The sequence below is a fragment of the uncultured Tessaracoccus sp. genome (assembly GCF_947255005.1).
Taxonomy (GTDB): domain Bacteria; phylum Actinomycetota; class Actinomycetes; order Propionibacteriales; family Propionibacteriaceae; genus Arachnia.
Genome location: NZ_CAMYFI010000051.1, coordinates 1 through 16,091 on the forward strand (window position 1 = coordinate 1; position 16,091 = coordinate 16,091).

At 65.7% G+C, this 16,091-nt stretch carries 17 protein-coding genes; 13 read left to right on the forward strand and 4 right to left on the reverse strand.

Annotated features, from left to right (window positions below):
• The 3 genes from pseI to Q0X61_RS09965 all read right to left on the reverse strand — a co-directional run.
• Window positions 1–824: pseudaminic acid synthase (gene pseI, locus Q0X61_RS09955; RefSeq protein WP_297742376.1), on the reverse strand; the 824-nt coding region annotated here is incomplete at its 3' end.
• 2 nt (window positions 825–826) lie between these two features.
• Entirely contained in the window at window positions 827–1,318 is a 492-nt protein-coding gene (locus Q0X61_RS09960; RefSeq protein WP_297742377.1) for a GNAT family N-acetyltransferase, read from the reverse strand.
• A 253-nt stretch (window positions 1,319–1,571) separates the two neighbouring features.
• Window positions 1,572–2,324 carry a DUF3800 domain-containing protein gene (locus Q0X61_RS09965; RefSeq protein WP_297742378.1) on the reverse strand — a complete coding sequence of 251 codons (753 nt, stop codon included), beginning with the start codon at window positions 2,322–2,324 and terminating at the stop codon, window positions 1,572–1,574.
• A gap of 373 nt (window positions 2,325–2,697) precedes the next feature.
• On the opposite strand from Q0X61_RS09965, the gene Q0X61_RS09970 reads away from it, so the two are divergent.
• From Q0X61_RS09970 to Q0X61_RS10025, 12 genes are all read left to right on the forward strand, one after another.
• On the forward strand, window positions 2,698–2,952 hold the full coding sequence (locus Q0X61_RS09970; RefSeq protein WP_108871066.1) for an acyl carrier protein: 255 nt from the start codon (window positions 2,698–2,700) through the stop codon (window positions 2,950–2,952).
• Window positions 2,949–4,178, forward strand: coding sequence for a class I adenylate-forming enzyme family protein (locus Q0X61_RS09975; protein WP_297742379.1), 1,230 nt, complete (start codon window positions 2,949–2,951; stop codon window positions 4,176–4,178). The genes Q0X61_RS09970 and Q0X61_RS09975 overlap by 4 nt, the downstream gene beginning before the upstream one ends.
• A complete protein-coding gene (locus Q0X61_RS09980; protein ID WP_297742380.1) occupies window positions 4,171–4,914 on the forward strand; it encodes an SDR family NAD(P)-dependent oxidoreductase in 744 nt (247 codons plus the stop codon). The genes Q0X61_RS09975 and Q0X61_RS09980 overlap by 8 nt, the downstream gene beginning before the upstream one ends.
• Entirely contained in the window at window positions 4,895–5,275 is a 381-nt protein-coding gene (locus Q0X61_RS09985) for a hypothetical protein (protein WP_297742381.1), read from the forward strand. The genes Q0X61_RS09980 and Q0X61_RS09985 overlap by 20 nt, the downstream gene beginning before the upstream one ends.
• A 131-nt stretch (window positions 5,276–5,406) precedes the next feature.
• A complete protein-coding gene (locus tag Q0X61_RS09990) occupies window positions 5,407–5,913 on the forward strand; it encodes a helix-turn-helix domain-containing protein (protein ID WP_297742382.1) in 507 nt (168 codons plus the stop codon).
• Window positions 5,914–6,175: 262 nt separating this feature from the next.
• Window positions 6,176–7,048 (forward strand): glycosyltransferase family 2 protein, encoded by an 873-nt coding sequence (locus Q0X61_RS09995; RefSeq protein ID WP_297742383.1) that lies wholly within the window; start codon window positions 6,176–6,178, stop codon window positions 7,046–7,048.
• Window positions 7,009–8,034, forward strand: a complete 1,026-nt coding sequence (locus Q0X61_RS10000) for a hypothetical protein (RefSeq protein WP_297742384.1) — start codon at window positions 7,009–7,011, stop codon at window positions 8,032–8,034. The genes Q0X61_RS09995 and Q0X61_RS10000 overlap by 40 nt, the downstream gene beginning before the upstream one ends.
• 41 nt (window positions 8,035–8,075) lie before the next feature.
• Entirely contained in the window at window positions 8,076–8,864 is a 789-nt protein-coding gene (locus Q0X61_RS10005; protein ID WP_297742385.1) for an ABC transporter permease, read from the forward strand.
• Entirely contained in the window at window positions 8,864–9,616 is a 753-nt protein-coding gene (locus Q0X61_RS10010; RefSeq protein ID WP_297742386.1) for an ABC transporter ATP-binding protein, read from the forward strand. Before Q0X61_RS10005 ends, Q0X61_RS10010 begins: the two co-directional genes overlap by 1 nt.
• 83 nt (window positions 9,617–9,699) lie before the next feature.
• Window positions 9,700–11,001 (forward strand): nucleotide sugar dehydrogenase, encoded by a 1,302-nt coding sequence (locus Q0X61_RS10015; protein WP_297742387.1) that lies wholly within the window; start codon window positions 9,700–9,702, stop codon window positions 10,999–11,001.
• A complete protein-coding gene (locus Q0X61_RS10020; protein ID WP_297742388.1) occupies window positions 10,998–12,104 on the forward strand; it encodes a glycosyltransferase in 1,107 nt (368 codons plus the stop codon). The genes Q0X61_RS10015 and Q0X61_RS10020 overlap by 4 nt, the downstream gene beginning before the upstream one ends.
• Window positions 12,101–13,384, forward strand: a complete 1,284-nt coding sequence (locus tag Q0X61_RS10025) for a lipopolysaccharide biosynthesis protein (protein ID WP_297742389.1) — start codon at window positions 12,101–12,103, stop codon at window positions 13,382–13,384. The genes Q0X61_RS10020 and Q0X61_RS10025 overlap by 4 nt, the downstream gene beginning before the upstream one ends.
• Here Q0X61_RS10025 and Q0X61_RS10030 read toward each other — a convergent pair.
• Window positions 13,354–14,661 (reverse strand): O-antigen ligase, encoded by a 1,308-nt coding sequence (locus Q0X61_RS10030; protein ID WP_297742390.1) that lies wholly within the window; start codon window positions 14,659–14,661, stop codon window positions 13,354–13,356. The genes Q0X61_RS10025 and Q0X61_RS10030 overlap by 31 nt on opposite strands.
• 103 nt (window positions 14,662–14,764) lie before the next feature.
• Between Q0X61_RS10030 and Q0X61_RS10035 the strand changes: the two genes are divergently transcribed.
• Window positions 14,765–16,027: a hypothetical protein gene (locus tag Q0X61_RS10035; protein WP_297742391.1), complete on the forward strand. Its 1,263-nt coding sequence runs from the start codon at window positions 14,765–14,767 to the stop codon at window positions 16,025–16,027.
• Window positions 16,028–16,091 lie beyond the last annotated feature (64 nt).

Sequence of the window (16,091 nt, forward strand, 5' to 3'; positions counted from 1 at the left end):
AGCGCTTTGCGGGCGATGGCCGTCTCGCGCACCATCGCGGCAAGCTCATCGGGCTCAAGCGAGAACGCGGAGTCGACACCCCCGTCATCGCGGGCGAGCGTGACGTGCTTCTCGACGAGCACCGCGCCGAACGCGATGGACGCGACGGGAACGCCGATGCCCATGGTGTGGTCGGAGAGCCCCACGAGCACGTCGAACGCGTTCGCCATCACCGGAATCGAGCGAAGATTGGCCGACGCTGGGTCCGCCGGGTAGTCGGCAGTGCACGACAGCACGACGATCTGCTCGTTGCCGGTGGAGCGCGCGGCTTTCACCGCAGCATCGATCTCGGCGATCGACGCCATGCCTGTAGAGATGATGACAGGCTTGCCCGTCTCCGCCATCGCGCGGATCAGCGGCAGATCGACGATCTCGGAGCTCGCCACCTTGTAGGCCGGGGCGCCCAGGCCCTCGAGGAAATCCACCGCCGTCGGGTCGAACGGCGACGAAAACGCAAGGATGCCCTTGTCAGCCGCGTGCGCGAAGATCTTCTCGTGCCATTCCCACGGCGTGTGGGCCTCGTCGTAGAGGTCGTAAAGACGCCGTCCGCCCCACAGCTCGTGCTCGTCGGAGAGACGGAAACTGGGCGTGTCAGCGTCGATGGTGATGGTGTCAGCCGTGTAGGTCTGCAGCTTGATGGCGTGCGCCCCGGCCTCGGCCGCCATGGTGACGATGTCCAGCGCGCGCTGGAGATCGCCGTTGTGGTTGCCACTCATCTCAGCGATGATGAACGGATCCGACTCAGGCCCGACGGGCACCCCGCCAATCTGAATGGGCTCGGCCATGACTACTTCCCTTCAAAGATCTTGCGCGAGTGGATGACCTCGACGGTCTCGCCACCCACCTCACGAGCGTACCGCTCCACCTCGGTGAAACCCTGGCGCGTGTTGAAGTCGACGGCCGACTCATTCGCGACGAGCGTCTCGCCGTCGAGCTGCGCCAGACCCATCTCATTTCGCGCGAATTTCACAGCCTCACGCTGGATGGAGATCCATGCCGGGAACATGGCTCCGCGCTCGCTCAGCCCGTCGTTGTCGAGGTAGTAGCCCCACCAGGCCTTGTCACCGTCGATATCGAAGAATGTCACCACGCCGGAGGGCACCCCGTCGCGCTCGTAGATGAGTACCCGACGGGTTGGGTCCTGCTTCGTCTTCTCCCACCACGCGGCGTGCTCGTCGGCACCGATCTCGTGTTGGGTGAGGGAAACGCGGCGCACCTCGTCGTGGTTGCGCCAGCGACGCATCGCGTCGAGGTCGGCGTCCGTGGCATCACGAAGCATGGTGTTTCCTTTCGACGTGGAGGGCCCATCCTACTGGGAGATGAGCGAAGGCCCATCAGCGAACAGGCTACAGCGAGAACCCCTCGGATGACGTCACCTGACCCGAGCACACAGCGCGACGGAGGCGCCACAGCGTGTCCCTGGTCCAAGCAAGTGAGCATGGCGATGACACATACCCCCGGCAGACCAGAGCGCTGCTTGCATTTAGATTTGAAATGAGCATAATGGGAGTTAAGCAAAGACCTCGCCCTTCCTATGGGAACAGCGGGCTTACCCCTCGGATTACTGCTACGGCACCCGGGGGGTTGCTTTTTATCACGGTGACTGTTTGCTGTGTTAATTCCAGCACGTCTCGTTGGCTGTGGGTGGCGTGCCTGCGGTAGACGTGCGCAACGACGTCTGGCAACCAGAGCAGCGGCTCCACGGACGGTGAGACGTGCACTGCCGACAAGGTTCGGGGGATTGCTCCCTCCTTGCGGAGCTGTTTCAGCACCCAATTGTCACGGTCCGTGTCCTGGGAGTGATTCTGTTTCTCGAAGACAAGCAGGTCGGGAGTAAGCTGGTCGAGCGGTGAGGCTGGGCCGGCGATCGCTGTGGCTAGTTCTTTGAGGCAATCGCTGCGCATGTTCTTCACGGAACTCATCTCTTCGGAATCTGTCGTATCGGCGGTGGTACCAATACGCACGGCTGCGATGATGCATGGATCACGATACTTCGCGAGGTAATTCACAAGATTACGAATCTTGGTACGACCACCTGTGGTCATTGCAAACTCAGTGGAGTGCCACCAATTGCCACCTGCGATGTCTATGAGATCCTCTCGCGTGTCGGTTAGGTCTTTGTCTTGCAGGATGACTGCTGCCATCAAATAGAACGGCTGATGCCCCGCGTGGCGTCCCTCTCGAGGTTGGTATGACTCGTCGATGTAGGCAATACGAGAGCCAGAGGGGAGCGCTTGGTAGCGGCTGACCAGCATCCTCTTCTCGTGATCATTGATAGCTCCCAACAGTCAGCCTCTCTGCAGCGTCTCGACCAATTTCTTCGCTCCAACTTTCCCATGTGTATACCGTGAGCTTGCCTCTGTATCCCTGACTTCCCGTCCCATCGAGGGATTTTGTTGGGGTGAAGCTGTGGCCGCGGCCCTGGAGGTGGCGGAAACAATCTGGGTGGCGAGTAAGCAGCACAGCAGGCGGGAGCCATCGCTGCAGTACCTGCGTCCGAGGTACGGACCTAAGTTCTTCTGGTGTCGGGCTGGCTGCTGAACGAGCCCCTTCGTGCAGCGTGGGTGCATTGCTTCGCTGCGCAACACCCGCAACACTATCTTCCTCGCCGGCGCGCGGTAAGCTGGCTTACGACTCAATCGCCCCCAAGGAGAAGTGATGGCCCAACTCAGCCGCGACCAGCTCAAAGAAATGATGGCCGAGGTGCTCCGTCGTCAAGACAAGACGATGCCGGAGTCTGAAGACGCCGCGCTCGACGAGATCGGGTTCCGCTCCCTCGACTTCTCGGAGCTCGCATTGCGTGTGGAGGACGAACTCGACGAGGAGCTCAACTTCGACGCTCCCGGTCTGCGCTCCATCCGCACCGTCGCCGACGTACTCGACTTCATCGACGAGCTGCAGCAACAGGCATGACCAACGACCACCCCGACGCTCCCCAGCCACCACTCACCGCAGCGAATCGCATCGTCGCCGGAGAGTTCGACGGCACCTGGGCTGACCTCGATCCCCTCGAACTGCCCGAGTGCGCCGCCGTGTTCGTGCGCGACGACCTCGAGGCGTTGCGCGCTGTGTGGCATCAACAACAGCACCAGCGGGAGTTGCTCGTCGCGGCAGAATCGCGACGCGAGCCCGGCCTCGAACAAGATCTGCTCGACCTCGGGCTGAACATCGTCGCCGACGGTGCCGTCGTCGCGGAACCTGCCGAGCAGCGCCGCCCCCGTCGCGGGCGCGTCTGGCTGCTCACTTCGGGCTCCACCGGGCGCCCGAAGCAGGTGGGCCACACCCTCGACACGCTCCTCACCGTGCGCGGCAAGCAGCCCGCCCGCACGTGGCTCAACCCGTACACGCCTGGCGCCTACGCGTGGTGGCAGGTCACCACGCTGGCGCTCGCGCACCCGGGCACATCGATGGTGTGCGTCGACGGCGGGCACCCCTGGGCGGAGCAGGCAGCCAAGTACGGCGTCGACGCCGCCTCTGGCACGCCGACGTTCTGGCGCCAGGCGCTCCTAACCCAACGCGACGAGCTGCGCGATGTCCACTTCAAACAGATCACGCTGGGCGGCGAACCCGTCGACCAAGCCGTGATCGACCTCCTCAAAGACGCCTTCCCGAACGCGCGCGTCTCCTGGATCTACGCCTCGTCGGAGGCCGGCGCTTCCATCGCTGTCCACGACGGCAAGGCCGGCTTCCCCGAGGCCTGGCTCAGCAACCACAAGGAAGGCCGCCCGGCGCTCAGCGTCGACGGTGACGAACTGCTCATCGCCTCCCCCCACCGCGGCGACGGCGTCGCCGAAACCCTGCGCACCGGCGACCGCGTCGAAATCCGCGACGGCCGCGTCCACATCACCGGCCGGCTCGGCTCCGACGAGATCAACGTCGGCGGCACCAAAGTGTCCGCCGGCAAGGTGCGCGGCGTGCTGCTGGAGCACCCCGGCATCGCCTGGGCCGCCATCAAAGCACGCAAGGCCCCCATCGTCGGGCACATGGTGCAGGCCTCCGTCGTGCTCGACGACCCGTCGCTCACCCAAGACGACATCATCCGCTACTGCACCGAGCGCCTCGCCGAGACCGAGGTGCCCCGTCGCGTGCGCATTCTTGACGAAATCCCCCTGAAAGAGAGCTTGAAGTCCGATGTCTAACCCACCCATCGAACCAGCGTCCTGCGTCGTCGTCTCCGGCGGCTCACGCGGGCTTGGCCTCGCCATGGTGAACGCCATCCTCGACCGGGGCGCGAAGGTGGCAACCTTCGCCCGCACCATCACGCCAGAGCTCGAACAGCTGGCTGAACGGTACCCGGATCGCGTGCACATCGCCTCCGTCGACGCCACCGACCACAAGGCCCTCAACGCCTTCGTGAAGGATGCCGAGAAGAAGCTCGGGCCGGTCGACGCGCTCGTGAACAACGCCGCCGTCGGACAGGACTCGCTGCACGTACACACCTCGCCCGAGCGCATCGAGCAGATCGTCAGCACCAACCTCACTGCACCGCTCATCCTCACCCGCACGGTGCTGCGCCGCATCATGGCGGGGCGCGGCACTGGCCGGGTCGTGTTCGTCACCTCCATCTGCGCGCAGCGCGGCTATGCGGGGCTCGTCGCATACTCCGCGACGAAGGGCGGCCTCGACTCGGCGATGCGCACCATCGCGCGCGAAATGCATGGGCGCGTACTGGCGAACTCCATCGCTCCGGGCTTCTTCGCCTCCGAGATGAGCTCGGTGCTGGGCCAAACCCAGCTCGACACCATCACCCGCCGCACCCCCACCGGCCGCCTCGTGGAGCCGGAGAACGTCGTGCCGCTGCTCGACATGCTCCTGTTCGAAGACACCAACATCAACGGCCAGACGCTGGTGGTCGATGGCGGCGGCTCCATCTGATTCCACGCTCATCACCAGCCGTCGGGGCACCACCTGCCCTGGCGGCTGTCTGCATATCCACTCCTACACCACAGACGGGCGCCGCTGGTGCTGGCGCCCAGCCCGCCCCGAACCTGGGGTGAGGTATGCCGTCGATGTTGAGCTGACCGCCAACCCACCCGCGGCCCTGGCGCGGCGCCTTCCCTCCGGCGAGGACTTTTGGCGCGCCTGGACGAGGCTCGAGGTGGTGGCGAAGCTCCTCGACACGCCCGTGCTCACCCTGCTCGGGCGCGGTGAGCTCGGCGCCCCAGCGCAGGCGGGCATCAGCGTCGAATACGTCGAGCTGGACGGCGCGCTCGCCTGCCTCGGACGGACGAGCTAACCCGATATCCACACGCGTTTACCAAAACGGGCCACAATCGGCGATCTGAGCAAACGAATGTGGATATCGGGTTACCTCGCGCCAGTGACCACACCCGTTTTCGTTTATTTCGAATAATGTACGCTGGGTGCATGACCACCGACACTGCCCCGCACACGGTCTTTCCACCCGACGATCTCGGCCAGCTGGATGATCTCTCGTTATTCCTCGAACAATCCCCTCAACCAGCAGCGCTGCTCGGCCCGGACGGACAACAGGTCCCGTTACCGATGGAGGCGTATCGCATTCTGTTAGACGTAGTCACAGCAATGCGCCAAGGCCAGGCCATCACCATCGCCCCGCAAGAGCAACAGCTCACCACACAGCAAGCGGCGGACCATCTCGGGATCAGCCGCCCAACGTTGGTTCAACTCCTCGAATCAGGCCAGCTCCCGTTCACCAAGTTGCCGGGTAGCCGTCATCGGCGTGTGCTTCTCAAGGATGTTCTCCGCTATCAGCAAGACATGCGCCCCGCCCGAAAAGCGACGCTGGGCCAGCTCACTGCGGAAGCCCAATCCGATGGCTTGCTCGACGCACCAGCAGCTGACTACCGAACCGCATTACGCAAGACCCGACACAGCAAGCGTCCGGAAAGCTAAGTCCGGCTGACAGCGCTGGCTCAGGCAGGAGCTGAGCGTTTCGCAGAAGCCGCCGAGGGACTGCTGAGCTAAGGGGGTCTCCGCGCGAGCTAACCCAATATCCACACGCGTTTGCCGAAAAGGCACAAAATCGACGATCCGAGCAAACGAATGTGGATATCGGGTTAGCTTCCCGAGCACCCCCCTCCACATCTGCTCTGCGTGGTGCCGAGCCCGGTGCGGGAGCCCCCCGGTAGGGTGGGTGGCACCGAAAGGAGACCGCATGACGAGCCATCCCCTCCCCACCGTGGGCGTCGCGTTGCTCAGCATGGGCAACCGCCCGAAGGAGCTGGCCGCCGCACTCGATGCGCTCGGCCGGCAGGAGGGCGTAGAGCTCGACGTCATGCTCGTGGGCAACGGCTGGCGCCCTGAAGGGGTGCCGAGCTGGGTTCGCACCCACTACTCGGAAGAGAACCTCGGCTGCCCGGCTGGGCGCAACCTCGCCGCCTCCCTCGTTAACGGCGAGTTCCTGTTCTTCTACGACGACGACGGCCTCCTCCCCGAACCCGACACCCTCGCCCGGATGGTCCGACGATGCACCCCCGGCGTTGCAGTGGTGCAAGCCCGCGGCGTCGACCCCAGCGGCGTGGCTTCCCCACGCCGCTGGGTGCCACGCCTAAGGAAGTCCGCAGAACTGACCGGTGGAGACGTCGCCGTGTTCTGGGAGGCCATGGCGCTGTTCCGCAGGAGCGCGTTCGACGAAGTCGGCGGCTGGTTCGGCGAACTCTTCTTCGGCCACGAAGGCACAGACATGGCCATGCGCCTCATCGACCGCGGCTGGCGCATCGTCTACGCTCCCGACATCGAGGTGAACCACCCCGCCACCTCGGCCGCCCGCCATCCCCACCACTTCTGGTCCACCATGCGCAACCGGGTGTGGGTAGCCAAACGAAACCTCCCCTTGCCGATCCTCCCCTTCTACCTCGCGCTGTGGACGACGGCCACGGCGCTGCGCGCCCGCAGCGGCGAGCGGCTACGCAACGTCGTCAAGGGATTCAAGGACGGCTGGAAGACGCCGCTGCCGGTGCAGCGCGAACCCATCCGCTGGAAAACGGTGTGGCGGATGACGAAACTGGGAAGGCCCCCGCTGTGGTGAGCCACGACGTCTGGTGGGCTGGGGTGATGAGCCGCAGCCACATCACCTACGGCGTCGCCTGGCTGCGCGAGCTGCTGCGTCGCGAACCAGGCGAGGTGGCGGTGCACATGTTCCCTGCCCGCTCCTTCCACACCTCCGAAGAGATTTCGACGAGCCTCGTCGCCGCAGAGCTCGACGACCCCCGGCTCACGGTCGACCTCTGGGACGGCACCAAGACCCCCCGCAGCTCACGCCATTGGCTGATCAGCACCGGAGCGGTGGGCATCAAACCGTGGCTCCGCCTCACCGCCACACATCCCTTCAAGCGCCTCACCGTAGTGGTCACCGACGAGGGCCTCGGCACCTACGGCAACTGGAAATCTCGCCACGACGCCACGCTGCGCCAAGGGGGCAGGGATCCCAAGGCCGCCCTGCGCACCACCGCCGTGGAATGCGCGACGGCGCTCCTCACCCACATCCGCTGGCCGCTGCACGTCCAAACCGGTTCGGGGCGCTGGGGGCTCAACAAGCCGGTGGCCGACGAGTTTCGTCGCACCGCGCCTGCCCCGGACCGCTCGAGCGAGCGCGTCGTCTTCCTCACCCAGCCGTGGCCCGAGGTGGGGGTTATCTCTGAGGAGCACTACGCGGCGCACGTCGACGACGTGGCCCGCGCCGTGGCAACCGCCGGGCTGGAGTTCGTCGTCGTGCCCCACCCGGGGGAACCCGCCGGGCGCTACGCTCGCTACGGTGCAACACCGACGAGCACCCTCGCCGAATACAATCCGTTGGTGCTGGGCGCGAGGGCCATCGTCGGAGCTTCATCGACGGCGATGCTCAACGTGGCTGCGGTGCACGGCGTCCCGGCGCTGCGGGTTGGGACCCCGGAACTCAGCCGGCTCGACTACGAAATGGCGCCGGATCAGCAGTCGTTGCTGGGGCAATACGCCGCGCCGAGCGTCACTCCGGACGGACTTGGGCGTAGGCTAGCGCAAGGTTTCGGGCGCTGAGCCCACCGGATATGTGTTGGAAGAGGCCAGCTTTGTCGACTGTGAAACGTCTCTGGGAGGAACGCAAGGTGTTGCGGCTCCTCGTGAAGCGCGACCTTCGCGTGCGCTATTCGCAGAGTGTGATCGGCTACCTCTGGACGGTGCTCGATCCGTTAGCTACAGCGCTCATCTACTTCATGATCTTCGTGGTCATCTTCGAGCGCAGGGATGCCGGGCACACGCCGTATTTCTTGTTCCTGCTCGCCGGGTTGCTGCCGTGGCAGTGGTTCAACGGCGCGGTGAATGAATCGATGCGTGCGCTCATCGCTGAACAACAGCTCGTGAAGTCAACGCAGCTCCCCCGCGAGATTTGGGTGGTGCGCGTCGTGGCGTCCAAGGGCCTGGAGTTCATCTTCTCGCTGCCCGTTCTGGTGCTGTTCACCATCGTGTACATGATCCGAGGAGAGACACACCTCGACTGGGGGCTGTTGCTGTTCCCCGTCGGGATCGCACTGTTATTCCTGCTCATCACTGGCTTTGGTCTCTTCTTGGCCCCGCTGACGGTGATGATGTTCGACATTCAGCCGACGGTGCGCATCTTCCTGCGCGTCTACTTCTACATGACGCCGATCATCTTCAACCTCGAAAAGCTCGACAAGCTCCACGGTTGGCAGTGGGTGTTCCAAATCAACCCGCTGGCGGGCATCCTCGAACTGTTCCGGGCGGGCTTCTTCCCGAATCCGGTGCGGTGGAACGTCGTGGGCGTCTCCGTGCTCGGCACCTTCCTGCTCTTGGGCATCGGGGTGTGGACGTTCAAGCGTCTGGAACGAACCGTGTTGAAGGAGATTTGATGTCCGACGTGGTGATCTCCGCGAGAAACGCCGGCATCGAGTTTCTGCGTTCCAGGAAGCGGCAGCTCTCCTGGCGTGAGCTCGTGTTCAAGCGCAAGGCGACGGGTGACCGTTCGACGTTCTGGCCGCTGCGCAACGTGAGCTTCGACATTACCGCTGGCGAGGCAGTCGGCCTCGTCGGCGCGAATGGCGAAGGCAAGTCGACGCTGTTGAAGATGATCGCCGGGGTGCTCCTGCCCGACGAGGGCACCGTCGAAGTGCACGGCGGCGTCGCCCCTATGATCGAGCTCACCGGCGGGTTCGTGGGCGACCTCGCGGCGCGCGAGAACATCTACCTCACGGCTGGGCTGCACGGGCTCAGCAAGGAGGAGATCGACGAGAAGTTCGACGACATCGTCGACTTCGCCGGCCCGCAAGTAAAAGATGGCCTCGACGTGCCGTTTAGGCACTTCTCTTCGGGTATGAAGGTGCGCCTGGGGTTCTCCGTCATCACACAGCTCGACCAGCCCATCGTGCTCGTCGACGAAGTGCTCGCCGTGGGCGACAAGGCGTTCCGCGAGAAGTGTTACCGGCGCATGGAAGACTTGCTCAGCACCGGCAAGACGCTGTTCCTGGTGTCACACTCGGAGGCCGATTTGAAACGCTTCTGCACGCGCGGGCTGTACCTGCGCGGTGGGGGGCTCCACATGGACGGCGAGATGCTCGACGTGATCGCGGCCTACAACGAGGACATCGAAAAGCAGATGCCCTAAGCGTCGAACGCACTCGCAGCCTCCTCGGCGTGGCCGGATATGCTTCCCAGTAGCTTGGTGTTGGCTTGCAGGAAGGAACGAGTGTGAAGATCGCGGTGATTGCTCTCGGCAAGATCGGCCTACCTCTGGCCGTCCAGTTCGCCTCGTTAGGCCACGACGTCGTCGGCGTGGACGTGCAGCAGTCCGTGGTGGATCAGGTCAATGCCGGGCGCGAGCCGTTCCCCGGTGAAGCGCACCTGCAGGAGAAGCTGCACGAGCTCGTCCCAGCGGGCAAGCTGCGCGCCACTACCAGCTATGCCGACGCGATCCCCGGCGCCGAGTCCATCGTGATCGTCGTGCCGTTGTTCGTCGACGACGACACCTGGCAGCCTGACTTCGGCTGGATGGAATCCGCCACGCGCAGCTTCGCCGAGCACCTCTCCCCTGGCACGCTCGTCTCCTACGAAACGACGCTGCCCGTCGGCACCACGCGCGGGCGTTGGAAGCCGATGATCGAAGAGATCTCGGGCCTCACCGAGGGCGAGGACTTCCACCTCGTGTTCTCCCCCGAGCGCGTGCTGACCGGGCGCGTCTTCGAGGATCTGCGCAAATACCCGAAGCTCGTCGGCGGGCTCAGCCCAGAAGGCACGCGTCGCGGCATCGAGTTCTACGAGCAGGTGCTCACCTTCGACGAGCGCCCCGACCTGCCGCAGGGCAACGGCGTGTGGGACATGGGAACCGCCGAGGCCGCTGAGATGGCGAAGCTCGCCGAGACCACCTACCGCGACGTCAACATCGGGCTGGCCAACCAGTTCGGCAAGTTCGCCGCCGCCCACGGCATTGATGTGCACAAGGTCATCGACGCCTCCAACTCGCAGCCCTACAGCCACATCCACCGCCCCGGCATCGCCGTCGGCGGCCACTGCATCCCCGTCTATCCGCGCCTGTACCTGTACACCGACCCGGAGGCGACGATCGTCCGCACCGCCCGCGAGGCCAACATGACGATGCCGGAGTACGCGGTCGGCCTCGCAGAGGGGGCTCTTGGCTCGCTCGAGGGCCGCACCGTCGTCGTGCTCGGTGCCTCCTACCGGGGCCGGGTGAAGGAGACCGCCTTCTCCGGCGTGTTCCCGACGGTGCAGGCCTTGCAGGCCCGAGGGGCGCGTGTGCTGGTGCACGACCCAATGTTTTCCGACGACGAGCTCGCCCGTTACGGTTTCGACGCCTACCACGCGGGTGAGCCGGTCGACGTCGCCGTCGTGCAGGCCGACCACCCGGAGTACAAGGAGTTCACGCCCGCCGATCTGCCCGGTGTGCAGGTCGTCGTTGACGGGCGCGGCATGCTGGACCGCGCGAAGTGGGAGGGCGTGCGCCTATTCCGTATCGGCGACGGGTCACGTAGATGACCGCTTCCATCGACGGTCGGGTGGCGCATCTGTCGACGCTGCACCCCCCGCGGGATAACCGGATCTTCAACAAGGAGTGCTGCTCGCTGGCCGCCGCAGGGGTGGACACGTGGTTTTTGGGAGCGCAGGAGCGCGACGAGGTGGTCGACGGCGTGCACATCGTCGGGCTGGGCACCGCGAGTGGGGTCGCCGGCCGGTTGAGAGCGCAGTGGCGTGCGTTCCGCGCCCTCAACCGCGTGCGTCCGCAGCTGGTGCACGTGCACGATCCCGAGCTGATCCCCATGGTGTGGCTGTGGAAGACGCTGCGACGCAAGGCCGCCATCTACGACGCCCACGAGGACCTCGTCGGGCAAATGGACGACAAGCCGTACATCCCGAAGCTGCTGCATCCGCTGGCGATGCTGCTCGCCAAGGGCCTCGTGAAGCTGGCCGACAAGGGCTTCGACGGCATCGTCACCGCCACCCAGCACATCGCCTCCCTCTATGACCACCCCAACAAGGCGGTCGTCTACAACTACCCCTACCTGAAGGACTACCCTGCCTCCACCGCAGAGCACGTGCCGGGCCGCGTGGTCTACGTCGGGATGCTCTCGCAGGGCCGGCAGGTGGACGTGATGATCGACGCGGTGCGGAAGGTGCCAGGCGCCACGCTGCTCGTCGCGGGCAAAGCCGACGCCGACATCGCCCCGCTGCTCGCCTCCGACGATCCGCGCATCGACTACCTAGGCATGCTCCCCTCAACGGAGGTTCCCGAGATCGTCGCTTCCGGCTCGATCGGGCTGGTGTTCTTGAAACCGCTGGGCAACTACGTCGATTCGTTGCCGACGAAACTGTTCGAGTACATGGCCGCAGGAATCCCCGCCGTGGTGAGCGACTTCGCGTGGCTGCGCCGCATCCTGGGCAGCCACGACTGCTGCGTGTTCGTCGACACCTCCACCGCCGACGCGCCCGCCGAGGCCATCGCGGAACTGGTGGCGAACCCGGAGCGCGCCGCCGAGATGGGCAGGCGGGGCCGGGCGGCCATCGAGGAAGAGTTCAACTTCGAGGCTGAGGTGCCGACGCTGCTCGAGGTCACCGCACGGGCGGCTCGTCGGGCGCGATGATCCGTCGATTCAAGGAGTTCCTGCACTCCCACGAGTTCGTGGGGCACGTCCTCACCCTCATGACGGGCACGGGTGTGGCGCAGCTCCTGCCTATCCTCACCATGCCGATCATCACCAGGGTGTACTCGCAGGAGGCAGTCGGGGCTTGGGTCGTGGTGATCGCCGTCGCGGGCTTCGTCATCCCCGTCGCGGCATGGCGCTACGACCTGGCGATCATGCTCCCCGAAGACGAATCGGATGCCCGCAGGCTGGTGCAGATCGCATCACGCATCAACCTTGCGATGGCTCTCCTGATCACCACGGTGATGGTGCTGTTCGCGCCCCGGATCGCGGCGCTGTTCGACGGCATGCCGGAAGGCGCGGCTGCGTGGCTGTACGCCGTCGGGCTGCTCACGTGGGCGTTCGGGCAGATGGCGATCTATACCCAGTGGCTGATTCGCTGCAAGCGGTTCGAGTTGGTGAGCCGCAACAAGGTATTCCAATCCACGACGGTGGCCGTCGCCCAGGTGGGGCTCGGCCCCTTGCAGGCGGGCACGCTGGGACTCGTGCTGGGCACGCTGCTCGGCCAGGTGGCGGCGCTGTGCAACCTCTGGCGTGGCGGCGGAGTACCGAAGCGTGTCGAGATGTCGAAGGAGCACACGCGTCGCATCCTGCGCGAGCACCGCAGGATGCCGCTACTCAATGCACCCAACGCGCTCATCGACGCGGTGCGCTTGCAGGGCATCACGTTGCTGATCGGCGCCACCGCGGGCGCGGCGGTCGTTGGTCAGTTCGGTCTGGCCTGGATGCTGGTGCAAGCCCCGACGGCCCTGATCGCCTCAGCACTGACGCAGGTGTTCTTCCAGCGACTGAGCGTCACCCCGCGCGGACAGATGTCGGCGCTCGTGCGTCGGACACTGCGCACCACGCTGCTGGTGGCAGCCGTTCCGTTCCTGCTCATCTACTTCCTCGCCCCGCCCGTGCTGCCGTGGGTGCTCGGCTCAGATTGGGCTGAGGTGGGCCTGTTCGCCGCTGCGCTGACGCCCTGGCTGTACATGAACTTCTCCACCGCCCCGTTGTCGAACCTGTTCGTGGTTGCTGGCCGGCAGGGGTTGATGCTGGTGTTCGCGCTCGTGTACGCCGCGACGCCGCTCGGCATCATCTGGTTCGGGCGCCACGGCGATCTCATGCGCACCGTGCAGCTCATGAGCCTTGGTCAGGCCGCGCTGCTGGCGGTGCTCACGGGGCTGGCGTTGCTCGTCGCTCGCTCCTACGACCGCGAGGCGAGCGAGGCCGCGTAGGCCCGCAGCTGGGGCCTCACGGCCCACAGTTCCAAGGCTCTCTCAGGCGGCACCTTCGTCGCGAGCGTGCCTGCACTCAGCGCCACCGACGTCATGCTGAGCGATGCGACGTGCAGCCAGGCGATCGGAGAATCGAGGAACGTCGAATTCGCGAAGGACAGCACGAGCATCAACCCAACGGACACGCACACCGATTGCTCGGCAACCACCACGCTCGTCGGCCGGGTAGCGTCGCCCGCGAAAGCCTTCAGCCGAGGCCACACCACCACGATGAGGCACGCGATTGCTACCGCCGCGGGCAGCAGCCCGTACTGCGAGAGCAGCTCGAAGAAGCCCGCGTGGGGGTTGATGGCGCCCTGGGTGTCGTAGGGGGCGGCGCCGCGGGCGATCTCGGTCTCGAAGCGACCAGCCCCCACACCGAAGCCGAACGAGTCGGTCCACAGATACACGCCACTGCGATACAGGTTGAGCCGGCCCTGAGTCGAGCCTTGGCTCTCCATCTCCATCCGTGCCCTGAACCGCGGTGAGTACAGCACGACGAGCCCCCCTGCGGCAATCGCTACCGACGCTACGGCCACCAGCGCGCGTCGAGCCTTCGGCCACCATGCCCACACCGCCCACGCCAGCACAGCAGGGCTCACCAGCAACGCCAGGCGGCTTCCCGAATACAGCACGAACACAGGCGTAATCACGGCGGGCAGCAGCATGAGCATGCGGACGACGCGGCGTTCGGCGACCCCGGCCAACGCGACGAGCTGGAACGAAGCCAGCGTGATGAAGTAGGCGAATAGGTTCGGGTTGACGAAAAACGACGCGATGTCCTGCGACGCGAGCCGGATATGCTCCGGCGACCTCTCGAGATAGTTCGGCAGGTGAGTTCCGGTGAGGATCTCGACGACGGCGGGCGCGCAGGCGACCACCCATGCCAGCCCCCATCCTGCGGCGAACGCGCGAAAGGTGCGGAGTGTTGCGGGTTCCACGGAGAGCGCCGCCACGGTCAGGAGGCCGAGCCCGATGCTCATGAGTTCGGAGATGCCGGCGAGATTGTAGGGCTGGAAGAATCCCCAGCCCACCCAAGCCAGGGCAAGCACCAAGGTAAGTACACCCTGTCGGGAGGGGTTGCCGCGAAGGCGCAGCAGCGCGAGCGTGATGAGCAGGACGCTGACGGGCCGGGCAGGCGCGATTCCGGCCACGGTGATGAAGCTGCCCAGAGCGGCTGCCAGCGGCATGCACAGCAGCACCCATCGGATAGCTACGTCGAGGCCGCGTTCGGTCACGGTCGAGCAGTCTACTCGTTGGTGCTGTCGACGCTGCTCGATGCGCCGTCAACCAGGAAGAACGAGTAGCCTGTGGCACACAGTCTGAACAGTCAGGAGACCGATGTTGCACACCCATCTCGTCACCGCGCGGCGATTTGCCCTGAGGGCCGTGCTCGTCGCGGTGGGTGCGATGGTCGTGGCGCTCCTCGCGGGATTCGTGCTGTTCCCGCCAGCGTGGAAGGGGTCGGCGACGATCCAGACTCAGCTCGTCGGCACCGCATCCGGCGACACGAGGCCTGACCTGGCGTCCACCACCGAGCTCATCAGCACAGCGCAGACGCTGCTCCAGTCTCCGCGAGTGATGGGGCCCGCAGGAGCGAAACTCGATCCTCCGCTGAACGCCGCAGCGCTCACCAACCGCGTTGAGCTCAACGCCCCGCCCACGAGCCTCGTGATGGTGCTGCAGACGAGCGCAACGAGCACGTCGGAGGCGGAGGCGACGGTGCGTGCCATCGCCGAGCAGTTTCGCGAGGAGCTCGAGGCCGTGCCGCTGCGCTCCTCCGACGGCCAGGTGAGCCTCCAATGGCGCTCGGTGGATTACGAGGTGGAGCCCGACGCCAGCGCTCAGGCAGGCCCGGCACGACGCGTCAGCTCCGCAGCATTAGCGGGCGTGCTCGTCGGCCTGGCGTATCTCATTTCGTGCGTCGCGCTCGACGGCAAGGTGCGCTCGCACCGGCAAATCGCAGACATCACGGACGACTCCATCGTGGCCTTCATGGACCCGGAGCCGACCCCCAGGCAGGCCGACCGCTTGGCGGGCTCCATGCGTTTCCTCATCCCTCGCAATGTGGCGCAGCCGGTGATCGCAGTCGCGGCCCTCACCGACGCGCACCGCTCGGCCGCGCTCAGCCAGGGGCTCGCCGACGCGCTGCGTCGGCAGGAAACCGACACGTTGGTGGTGGACGCGGACCTGCGCGGCACACCGCTAGGCGTCGGCCCGGAGGGTTTCGTGGATGTGCTGCTCGGGGGCGAGCCCAGTCCCCGCGACGGCGTGCTGATGGCTGGGCAGCGGCCTCCGAACGCCATGGAATTGCTCGCCGGTGCCGACTGGGACGCCGTCATGGCGTCGCTTCGCCACGACGGGGTCACGCTCGTCAACTGCGCTCCTCTGGCGCTCGCCTCCGATGGTGCCGTGGTGGCCAGCCGCTGCGACGCGGTGCTGCTCGTCGTCGCGGAGGACCGTGATCGTCGAAGCGACTTGGCCGAGGCGAGGGCGTTGCTGGGTGCGCTGGAGACGCAGGTGGCGGGCATCGTGTACGAGAGCGCCCGGCCCATCAAGGCGTCGTCGGCTTACGACGCGGGTGCGGCAGCGCTCGGGCGCTGAGCACTCACTGCTTCCCACCCCGCACGTCGGCGACGACGCCGCGCACGTGGGCGACGAACCGCGC